At 72.6% G+C, this 10,206-nt stretch carries 9 protein-coding genes; 3 read left to right on the forward strand and 6 right to left on the reverse strand.

What is annotated here, in order from left to right; genetic code table 11:
- A partial coding sequence (locus MXD58_RS11945; RefSeq protein WP_250609317.1) for an MFS transporter occupies window positions 1-1,042 on the forward strand: 1,042 nt, incomplete at its 5' end.
- 183 nt (window positions 1,043-1,225) lie between these two features.
- Here the strand turns inward: MXD58_RS11945 and MXD58_RS11950 are convergent.
- From MXD58_RS11950 to MXD58_RS11970, 5 genes are all read right to left on the reverse strand, one after another.
- Window positions 1,226-2,452: a cation diffusion facilitator family transporter gene (locus MXD58_RS11950; RefSeq protein ID WP_248837727.1), complete on the reverse strand. Its 1,227-nt coding sequence runs from the start codon at window positions 2,450-2,452 to the stop codon at window positions 1,226-1,228.
- Entirely contained in the window at window positions 2,449-2,871 is a 423-nt protein-coding gene (locus MXD58_RS11955) for an ArsR/SmtB family transcription factor (protein WP_248837726.1), read from the reverse strand. The genes MXD58_RS11950 and MXD58_RS11955 overlap by 4 nt, the downstream gene beginning before the upstream one ends.
- A 64-nt stretch (window positions 2,872-2,935) precedes the next feature.
- A complete protein-coding gene (locus tag MXD58_RS11960; RefSeq protein WP_248837725.1) occupies window positions 2,936-3,877 on the reverse strand; it encodes a ribose-phosphate diphosphokinase in 942 nt (313 codons plus the stop codon).
- Window positions 3,878-3,982: 105 nt separating this feature from the next.
- Window positions 3,983-5,347 carry an ABC transporter permease gene (locus MXD58_RS11965; RefSeq protein WP_248837724.1) on the reverse strand — a complete coding sequence of 455 codons (1,365 nt, stop codon included), beginning with the start codon at window positions 5,345-5,347 and terminating at the stop codon, window positions 3,983-3,985.
- A complete protein-coding gene (locus tag MXD58_RS11970; protein ID WP_248837723.1) occupies window positions 5,344-6,393 on the reverse strand; it encodes an ABC transporter ATP-binding protein in 1,050 nt (349 codons plus the stop codon). The genes MXD58_RS11965 and MXD58_RS11970 overlap by 4 nt, the downstream gene beginning before the upstream one ends.
- Before the next feature lie 627 nt (window positions 6,394-7,020).
- Between MXD58_RS11970 and MXD58_RS11975 the strand changes: the two genes are divergently transcribed.
- Entirely contained in the window at window positions 7,021-7,692 is a 672-nt protein-coding gene (locus MXD58_RS11975; protein ID WP_248837722.1) for a DUF6345 domain-containing protein, read from the forward strand.
- Between the two features lie 13 nt (window positions 7,693-7,705).
- A complete protein-coding gene (locus tag MXD58_RS11980; RefSeq protein WP_248837721.1) occupies window positions 7,706-8,578 on the forward strand; it encodes a hypothetical protein in 873 nt (290 codons plus the stop codon).
- A 277-nt stretch (window positions 8,579-8,855) separates the two neighbouring features.
- On the opposite strand, the gene mftC is transcribed toward MXD58_RS11980, so the two are convergent.
- On the reverse strand, window positions 8,856-10,115 hold the full coding sequence (gene mftC / locus MXD58_RS11985; protein WP_248837720.1) for a mycofactocin radical SAM maturase: 1,260 nt from the start codon (window positions 10,113-10,115) through the stop codon (window positions 8,856-8,858).
- Between the last annotated feature and the right edge of the window lie 91 nt (window positions 10,116-10,206).

Genomic DNA, 10,206 nt, shown 5'->3' on the forward strand with positions numbered 1-10,206 from the left:
GCGCGCCGCGCTGCCCGCCTACTGCGGCGTCGGCGCGCTGCTGATGTTCGTGCACGACCAGTGGTCCCTGTTCGCGCTGCTCGCGCTGTGGGGTGCGACCAGCAGCGGCCTGGACATCGCCGCGAACGCCCAGGCCATCGGGGTCCAGGACCGCTACGGCCGGCCGATCATGTCCACCGCGCACGCGGCGTGGACCGCCGGCGCGCTCAGCGGCGCCGGTATCGGCACCGCCGCCGCGTCCCTCGGGGTGCCCGCGGGCACCCAGTTCGCCGTCCTCGGCGCGCTCTGCGCGGGCATCGCCCTGCCGGTCACCCGCTGGATGCTCACCGATCCCGTGCGGATCGCACCGGCCGACCCGGACCCGGTGCCACGCGAGGCGGGCGGGGTGGGAGCCGCGGCGCCCGGAACCCGGCCGGGGCCTGCGGGTCCGCGTCGCCGCCGTGGCGCGCGAGGGCCGTTCGCCGCGTTGTGCGCCGTGTCGTTCGGGAGCTTCCTGTGCGAGGGGGTCGCCGCGGACTGGAGCGGGGTCTACCTGACGGAGGTGACCGGGGTGCCCGCCGGTCGCGCGGGGGCGGGGTTCATCGCGTTCACGGTGTGCATGCTCGCCGTGCGCCTGGTCGGCGACCGGGCGCTGGGCCGGTTCGGCCCGGCACGGACGGTGCGCGCCCTGGCCACTGTCGCGATCGTGGGGTTCGCCGGGGCGCTCGCCCTCGCCGCCGCACCGGTCGGCGTCGCCGCCGGCGTGCTCGGTTTCGGTGCCATCGGCGCCGGCACCGCCTGCGTCGCCCCGGCCGTGTTCTCCCGCGCCGCCCAGCTCGGCGTGTCCGCGGGCCGGTCCATCGCCGTGGTCTCCACCGTCGGCTACGCCGGCTGGCTGACCGGTCCGCCGCTGGTCGGCGCCCTGGCCGAACTCGCCGGCCTGCACCGCGCGCTGGCTGTCGTTGTACTTCTGCTCGCCACGATCGCCGCCTTCGCCCCCGCCCTGCGCGACCCCGACGCCGACGCCGATGCGGAGACCGATGTGGAGACCGACCAGAGATGAGGTCGCTGGCCGCCGCGGCGCGGCCGGGACTGGGACTGGGACTGGGGGCGACCTTGGGTGGATCTTCCTCAGATCAGCCGACGACGCACCCGCTTCTCCCCCGGCTCCCAGTTTCCCCCCGCCCCCGGTGCGTGGTCGCCGCCGGTGGCATGCGCAGTCGCGCGCCTGACGCACCGGGCCCGGTCAGGGGGCGGAGGTGACACCGGAGCGCCGCGAGCGGCGCCGGCCGGGACGCTCCTCACCGCGGCGGGGCGCCGGCGTGACGGGGTGGTCGTCGTGATGGTGGCTGTCGTCGTGGTGATCGTCGTCGTGGTGATCGTCGTGGTGGTGTTCGGTGCCGTGCAGGTCGCGGGTGATGCCGCAGGGGTCGTCCTGGCCGGGGGCGCACGGTTCGCACTCCGCCTCGACGGTGACGTGGGTGATGCCGTGGCGGGCGGCGAGCATCGCCTTGAGCCCATCGGTGACGACGCGGGCCTGGGCGAGGCTGGGATGCCCGCCTTCGGCCCCGTCGTCGGCGGGGTCGAGATGGCCGAGGGTGACGTGCACGGACGCGGCGTGGACGCGGTCGGACAGGCTCCAGACGTGCAGGTCGTGGACGTCGAGGACCCGGTCGTCGCGCAGGATGTCGGCGCGTACGGCGGTGACGTCGAGGCTTTCCGGGGTCGCCTCCAGCAGCACCCGGGAGGCGCTGACGAGCAGCCGGGCGCCCTGCCAGGCGATCAGCAGCGAGATCACCAGCGACACCGCCGGGTCGAGCCAGTAGGCGCCGCCGACGAGCCAGATCACCGCGCCGGAGATCGCGACCGCGACCGACACCGCGGCGTCCCCGGCGAGGTGCAGCACGGCCGCGCGGGTGTTGAGGTCCCCGTCTCGTTCCCGCACGACCAGCGCGCTCAGCCCGTTGACCAGCGCGGCGAACAGCGCCACCCCGACCACGACCGGCCCGTCGACCGCCCCGGTGGAACCCAGCCGGCGCAGCGCCTCGACGGCCAGCAGCACGGTGACGACGAGGACGGTGGCGGCGTTGGCCTGTGCGGCGAGCACCGGCCAGCGCACCCCGCCGAAGGTGCGCCGCGCCGAGGGCGGGCGACGCGAGAGGGTGAGCGCGACCAGGGCGAGCGCCACGCCGGCGGTGTCGGTGAGGTTGTGCCCGGCGTCGGCGAGCAGGCCGACGGAACCCGCCGCGACGCCGGCGACCGCCTGGCCGAGGACGATCGCGAGGTTGAGCCAGGTCGCCACCCACAGCCGCCGGCGCTGCGACACGCTGGTCCGCCCCGACGGCACGCCGTGCTGATGCCCGTGCCCGCCGCCGTGGTCGTGACGTCCCTGCCCGCCGACGCGTGCATCGTCGCTTTCAGCGTGCGCGTCGTTGTGCTCGGTGTGGCCGGTGTGGCCGCCCGGAGCGGTCATGGCCCGCTCACCGCCACGCCCGCGGGAACCTCGACACCCGGCGGCCCGTCGGCGTGGACGACGCCGGGAGGGATGTGGTCGGGAGGAACGTGGTCGGGAGGGATGTGGTCGGGATGGATGTGGTCGGTGTCGACGGCGAGGACGACGTCGAGAAGGTCACCGAGGGCGTGGCGCAGCTTGTCGTCGGCGAGTTCGTACCGCTGGCGGCGGCCCTCCGGCGTGGCGACGACCAGCCCGCAGCCGCGCAGGCAGGCCAGATGGTTCGACAGGTTCGTGCGGCCCACGCCGAGGATCTCGGCGAGTTCCGACGGGTAGGCCGCGCCGGAACGCAGCACGAGCAGTAGCCGGGCGCGGGTCGGATCGGACAGCGCGTGCCCGAACCTGGCCAGCACCTCCGCCGACGACACGATCGTCACCATGCCCCGATAGTACAGCCGACGCTGACATCAGCGCATCCTGACGTACCAGGTCGGCGGTGCGGGCTCAGGCGTCGAACAGCGCGCTGACGGACTCGCCGTTGTGGATGCGCCGGATCGCCTCGGCCAGCGGCGGCGCCACCGTCAGCACCGTCAGCTGCGGAACCCGCTCGGCCTCGGGCACCGGCACCGTGTTCGTGCAGACGATCTCCACGACCTCCGGCTGGTCGGAGATCCGCTTGAGCGCACCCGCCGAGAACAACCCGTGCGTGCACGCCACCCGCACCGAACGCACGTCGAGCTCACGCAGCCGCTCCAGCAGCTCCAGCACCGTGCTGCCCTTCGCGATCTCGTCATCCAGGACGATCACATCGCGCCCGGCGACGTCCCCGATCACCGCGGAGATACTCACCCGGTCATCGGCGAAGCGCTGCTTGGCACCCGCGGCGACCCCGACCCCGAGGATCCGCGCGAACGCCGCCGCCTCCTTGGCGTTACCGAGGTCGGGTGAGACGACGACGGTGTTCGACAGGTCCAGGCGGCGGAAATGCACCGCGAGCTCACGCAGCGCGTGCAGATGATCCACCGGGATGCTGAAGAACCCGTGGACCTGCGGCGAGTGCAACGTCATCGCCAGCACCCGATTCGCACCGGCCGCGACCAGCAGGTCCGCGACGAGCCGCCCGCCGATGGAGATCCGCGGCGCGTCCTTCTTGTCCGAGCGGGCGTAGGCGTAGTGCGGCAGCACCACCGTGGTCCGCGCCGCCGACGCCCCCCGCGCCGCGTCGAGCATCAGCAGCAACTCGACGAGGTTCTCCTGCACCGGCGTCACCAGCGGCTGGATGAGGAACACGTCGCGTTCACGGCAGTTCGCCGGAAGCTGGACCTCCAGGCAGTCATTGGCGAAGCGCTGCACCCGCACCCGGTGCAGCGGCACGCCCAGGTGCGTGCAGATCTCCTCCGCGAGGACGGGATGGGCACTGCCGCTGAAAACGGCGATGTCACGCACGACGGACTCCCTGTACTCCGCTGTCCCGACCGGGCGTGCGCCCAGCCGATCGACATCCGGATGCTATCCAGGGTGCGACGCGCGGGGGTCCGCCAGCGGGCAGCCTCACGTCCCGCCCAGCGCGTCGCGGATCGACACGCGCGTACCCGACCGCTTCACCGCGTTGCCGTAGACGCGGCCGGCGAGCCACACCAGCACCGCGATCAGCGTGAGGGTCAACGCGAGCGAGAGGAGCACCTGCCAGAGCGCGACACTGCCGATCCCGATGAGCATCGGCATCAGGATCGGCGCGAACAACGGGATCATCGCCAGGACGTTGATCAGCCCGGAGTCCGGCGACGCCGGCAGCACAGAGATCCCCAGCACGTAAGGGATCAGAATCGCCGCGATCATCGGACTGGTCACCCCGGCGGCGTCCTCCTGCCGACTCACCAGCGCCCCCGCCGCCGCGAACAGCAGCGCATACATCGAGAAACCGAGCAGGAACCACAGCAGCGCCACGGCTACCTTCCCGACCGCGATCCCCGCGGGCAGGTCGAGTTCCCCGGTGCCCAGGCCCAGCCCGACGCCGACCACGCCGATGAGCAGTAGCTGGCCGAGCGCGACCACACCGATTCCGGCCACCTTCCCGGCCATCAGCTGCCAGGGCCGCACCACGGCGAGCAGCAGCTCCACCACCCGGCTGCTCTTCTCCTCGATGACACCCTGGGCGACCTGCGGGCCGAACGTCAGCAACGCGATGTAGATCAGACCGCCGGAGAGCAGACCGAGCGCGAGGCGGGCGCCGTCGCGGTGCGCGGCCGGCCGCAGGGTGTCGACGTCGACACCAGCGGTCGCGATGGCCCGGCCCACCGTCGCCGGATCCCCGCCCAGTGTCGTGATCTGCCCTTCCAGCGCCGCCTGGCGGGCCGCGACGGTCAGCACGGACGCCAGCGAGTCCGCCAGGTCCTCCTTGACGCTCACCTGGTAGCCGCCGCCCGCCGCGGTGAGGCGCACGAACGCGTCGGCGTCGCCGTCGAGCACCGCCGCCCGGCCCGCGGCCGCATCGGTCACGGTCCGGATCCGCACCTCGGTGTCGAGGGAACGCGCGGCCGCCACGATCGCGGACGCCTGCCGCCCGTCGGCCGCCGCGACCGCCACCGTCCGCGTCGAGGACGACCCGCCGACCGCGTTGAGGATCAGCACGCTCGCGGCGATCGCGACCACGAACAGCACCGTCGTCACCTGGAACGCCCGGGAACGCAGCCGCGCCGTGACCTCGCGGCGGGCGACCAGCAGCAGAATCCGCCGGGAGTCCCCGGGCCCGGCGCCGGAGTCCTCCGGCCGCGCGTCGAGCCCGCCGCCCGAACCCGTCCTGGCCGCCGGCACGGGTTCGACCATCGCCGCGCCCACCGCCGCCCGGCCCGATGTGGCAGAGCCCGACCTGGGCGTGGCCGGCGTCGCGGAGTCGTCCGTCACGGGATCCGTCATCGCGGCATCCGCCTCCTCGGCCATGACCGGCCGCCGCTGGGGGTGACCGTCGACTCGGACGATGCGGTGGACGTGGGCTCGACGAGACCCGCCGACGTGCCCGTTTCGGCGCCGGTGTGCGGCGCCGCGGCGCCGGGGGTGGCATCCGAGTTGCTGACGACGTCGCGGAACAGTTCCACCAGCGACGGCCGGCGGTGGCGGAACTCCCGCACCGGGCCCGTCGCCATCGCCGCGCGCAGCACCGCCTGGTCGTCGACGCCCTCGGCGAGCTCGAGCAGCGTCGCGCTGCCCTCCCGGCCGCGTACCCGCACGCCGTCGAGACCGCCAGCCCAGTCCGCGCCGGCCTGCGGCGCGTCCACCACGAGCAGGCCGCGCCCACCCGCACGCAACTGCTCGACCGGCCCGCAGGCGACCATCCGGCCCGCGCGCACGATCCCCACCCGGTCGCACAGCCGCTCCACCAGCTCCAGCTGATGGCTGGAGAAGACCACCGGCACCCCGGCGGCCCGCCGCTCGCGCAGCACCTCGCTCATCACGTCGACCGCGACCGGGTCGAGCCCGGAGAACGGCTCGTCGAGCACCAGCACCGCCGGGTCGTGCACCAGCGCCGCCGCGAGCTGCACCCGCTGCTGGTTACCCAGGCTCAGCTTCTGCACCTCGTCGTCGCGCCGATCGGCGACACCCAGGCGCTCGATCCAGTTCGCCACCGCGCGGCGCGCCGCGACCGGGCCCAGGCCGTGTAGCTGCGCGAGGTAACCGAGCTGCTCGGCGACCTTCATCCGCGGATACAGGCCGCGTTCCTCGGGCATGTAGCCGATCCGCCGGCGCATCGCCAGGTCCAGCGGCACACCGTCGTAACGCACCTCGCCGGCGTCGGCGGCCAGCACCCCGAGGACGATCCGCATCGCCGTGGTCTTCCCGGCGCCGTTGCTGCCCACGAACCCGAACAGCTCACCGGCACGCACCTCGAACGACAGCGCGTCGAGCGCCACCACCTCGCCGTACCGCTTGGACACCCCGTCGATCACCAGCCGGCCGTCGCCCATGCCACCACCTTCCCACCGCCACATCCCGTGCCCGGTCCCGCACGATCCGTTCCTGTCTGTGCGGGTTGTCGGATCATCTTCCCCACATCCTGGTGCGTGACGCAGGTGGCCCAGAGGCGGTGTTTGTGGTTCTTGATCTTTAAGGAGGCCAGGCTAAATCGTCAACACCGTTGATTATCTTGATGATTACGATCAGACGCCGAATTGCCACGACGGCCCCGGCCCTCGCCAACCCGCCGGGGCCGTCGCGCCCCGGCCGACGACGCGGTCGCCTCGCTCCGCCCCCGCCTCACCTCGGGCCGGCATGGATCCCGAGCGCACTCCCCCGCCCTCCGCGACCCATCCCACGCCACAGAAAGCCTTCCCCGCCTCAGGCGCAATGAGCAGGAAGACAAGCCGTGAACTCCGAAAGGACGCCAGAACATCCCGCGTCGACTGACGAAGAGAAAGCGGAGTGGCCCGCGCGTTCGAGGCCGCCGGCGACATCTTCGACGGCGCCGGGAACCTCGCCGCGGACGGCACCGAGTCCCGTTCCCGACAGCGCCGCGCCGCACCTTCATTCCCATGTCACACTCGATTTCGTCAGGCGATTGTTCCGATCGCTAGCCGTGAGAGAAAAGGGGACGTATGGCGCTCGTCGGCGTCGAGTGGGTCCGCCAGTACAACGGGCTCGCCGGCAATCTCACCAACACCAAGGCCCAGGCGGAGGGCTTTCTCAATACGCTGTCCGGCACGGCCGTGTTCAACTGGGGCGACAACAACGCCTGGGACAAGGACTTTGAGCAGGCCGGGGTCGGCTCCCCGGGGGACGGCGACGACTCGATCTGGGTCGACAACGTCGACTTCGTGTTCTTCTCCGGACACGGCTCTCCCGACCGCTTCTATTTCGGCGTCTCCCTCGACGACTCGTTCGCGAAGAACACCGAAATCAACTGGGGCGACGACGAGCTGGAGTTCATCGCGCTGGACGCGTGCAACGTACTGGAGCGCGACGGCGTTTTCGACCGGTGGCGCCCCGCGTTCCGCGGCCTGCACTTCATGCTCGGATTCCACACCACGACCAGCGACGAGGCGAATCGCGGCCGGGCGCTGGCCCAGTACCTCAACGCGGGCTGGACCGTGCGCGAGGCGTGGATCAGAGCGGCGCAGGACACGGAATCGTCCAGCACCCAGTGGGCGTATCTACGGGCCGACGGCGTGAACATCTCCACCTACAACGACCACTGGCACGGCAAGGGGCCGCTCGCCGCCGACCCCGACAACCCGACCACCCTGTGGTACGCGCGCGGCGCGTGCTGAGAGGAGCATCGACATGGCACTGTCCGTCGACTTTCCCGCCGCGGTCGACACGCGGTCCGAGATTGCCCTGTTCGCCGTGCGCCCGACCCGCTGGGAGACCGGCGACGTCACCGAGCTGGCGCGCCGCCTCGGGTTCGTCGGCGAGGTCGCCGACCGAGGCCTGTGGCACGTCGTCGACGACGGCCGCTCCACGCTGGAGGTCTACCAGGCGACCCCGTCGTTCCGGTACGGCCGGCGCGACACCGGTGAGAACGAGGCCGCCGGGGCGGTCGAGGGTGGCCTCGACGCCGACCAGGCACGCGCCGTCGCCGAGGGGTGGGTCGGCCGCTTCGCACCGGCCGGCACCCGCCCGGACGTCCACTCGGTGAGCGAGCTCGAGGTTCTGGTCTCCGAGCGCACGACGGCGCAGCCCCGCCGCCTGGTAGCCGGCCTCCAGGTGAACTACCGGTTCGACCTCGACGGCGTCGCGCTACTCGGCCCGGGCGCCAAGATCCAGGTGGTGGTCGACCCGGCCGGGGAGGTATCCGGGGCGTACCGCTTCTGGCGCGACCCGCGCCCGGCCGGGCAGGCACGGACGATCTCTGTGGACGAGGCGTACTCCCGCTTCGCCGCCAGCGATCTGCTCGCCGGGCTCACCGACGACACGGCGCGGGCCCAGGTCGACGAGGTCCGCCTGGGCTACCTGAGCCTGCCGCCGACCGAGCCGCAGGGCCTGCTCACCCCGGTGTTCGAGCTGCGCGGCGTGCTCAGCACCGAACTGCACCCGCGGCACGAGTTCGTCTCCTACGTCGCCGCCATCAACCTCAACGACGTCGATCTCGGCGACGGCGCAGCCAAGGGCGACAACCGCTGGGGACGGCTACGCCCCAGCCTCGTCACCGCCTGACAACAGAGCCAACGACGAAGCTCCCGCCGGCGATCAGGGACAGATCGGTCCGGCGGGAGGCCGTCACAGCGTTGATCGTCTCAAGGTGACTTCGCCACGGGCCGCGTGGTTCGGTCCACCGTGCGCTGAGGTGTCCCGCACAGAAAGGATCATCCTCGCAGACCGCAGACCGCAGGTCGGTCAGGCCCGGACCCGCGCCCGGACGGTCTCACGCGGCGCAGGCGGGATTTCCGCACTCCCCCACCGCACCGCCACCGCACCGCCGCTGCGCCGCCGGTCAGCCGGTCAGGGCAGTGGTCACCGGGTCGAAACCGGCGAGGGGGTTCTCCTGGCAGGCGCTGACCGGCGGGAGCGCGGGGGACAGGGTGGCGGGGGCGCGGCCGATGGTCACGGGCACCGGTCCCCCGCTTCGGCCGGCAGCGCGCTGCGCGGACGGCGTTCGGGAATGGTCGACGGACGGGCGCGGAGGGGCGGCGTCGCCGCGGGCGAGCAGTGCGTCGACGCCGTGGCCGACGACGCATTCGGGGTCGGGGCCGTCCAGGGGCAGACCGGTGAAGAACTTCGCCGCCATGCAGCCGCCGCGGCAGGAGTCGAAGTGTCCGCAGGACGCGCACGCCCCGGCGGACTGCGGTTCGCGCAGCGCCGCGAACAGGTCCGAGGTACGCCACACGCTGGTGAACCCGCCGTCCTCACGCACGTTGCCGGCGAGGAACTCCTCGTGGATGGCGAACGGGCAGGCGTAGACGTCCCCGACCGGGTCGATCAGGCATACCACCCGGCCGGCGCCGCACAGGTTCAGCCCTGGCAGGGCCTCGCCGTAGGCGGAGAGGTGGAAGAACGAGTCGCCGGTGAGCACGTTCTCCCCCGAGGCGACCAGCCAGTCGTAGAGCTCGCGCTGCTGGTCGGCGGTGGGGTGCAGCTCGTCCCAGACGTCGGCGCCGCGTCCCGACGGGCGCAGCCGGGTCAGGCGCAGCTGGGCGCCGTAGCGCTGCGCGATCGCGGCGAAACCGTCGAGCTGGCCGATGTTGTGCCGGGTCGCGACGACGGACAGCTTGAACCCGCGGAACCCGGCGGCGGCGAGGTTCTCCATCGCCCGGATCGCGGTGTCATAGGAACCGGGGCCGCGCACGGCGTCGTTGACCTCGGCGGTGGCGCCGTCGAGGGAGATCTGGACGTCGACGTAGTCGCTGGCGGCCAGCCGCGCGGCGATCTCGGGGGTGATCCGCACGCCGTTGGTGGAGAACTTCACGCCGACGTGGTGGGCGGTGGCGTAGTCGACGAGTTCCCAGAAGTCCGGGCGGATCGTCGGTTCACCGCCGCCGATGTTGACGTAGAACACCTGCAGGCGTTCGAGCTCGTCGATGACGGCCTTGCACTCGTCGGTGGACAGTTCGCGGGGGTCGCGCCGCCCGGAGCTGGACAGGCAGTGCCGGCAGGCGAGGTTGCAGGCGTAGGTGAGTTCCCACGTCAGGCAGATCGGCGCGGCCAGGCCGCGGGAGAAGTGGTCGACGAGACGCGCCGGGGCTGCGGTGCTCACGCTTGTTTCCCCTCGACGATCATGTGGGACGCGGCGAGGGTCGCCAGCGCCCGCTGGTAGCGGTCGAGCTGAGCGGCGGGCAGGCCCGCCG

Source organism: Frankia sp. AgKG'84/4 (assembly GCF_023242965.2).
Lineage (GTDB): Bacteria > Actinomycetota > Actinomycetes > Frankiales > Frankiaceae > Frankia.

What these genes read in the sequence shown, in the direction of transcription:
- MXD58_RS11955 (WP_248837726.1), bottom strand. Translation starts at nt 2,871, where the DNA reads ATGGTGACGATCGTGTCGTCGGCGGAGGTGCTGGCCAGGTTCGGGCAC.
- MXD58_RS11975 (WP_248837722.1), top strand. Translation starts at nt 7,021, where the DNA reads ATGGCGCTCGTCGGCGTCGAGTGGGTCCGCCAGTACAACGGGCTCGCC.
- MXD58_RS11980 (WP_248837721.1), top strand. Translation starts at nt 7,706, where the DNA reads ATGGCACTGTCCGTCGACTTTCCCGCCGCGGTCGACACGCGGTCCGAG.
- MXD58_RS11965 (WP_248837724.1), bottom strand. Translation starts at nt 5,347, where the DNA reads ATGACGGATCCCGTGACGGACGACTCCGCGACGCCGGCCACGCCCAGG.
- MXD58_RS11970 (WP_248837723.1), bottom strand. Translation starts at nt 6,393, where the DNA reads ATGGGCGACGGCCGGCTGGTGATCGACGGGGTGTCCAAGCGGTACGGC.
- MXD58_RS11950 (WP_248837727.1), bottom strand. Translation starts at nt 2,452, where the DNA reads ATGACCGCTCCGGGCGGCCACACCGGCCACACCGAGCACAACGACGCG.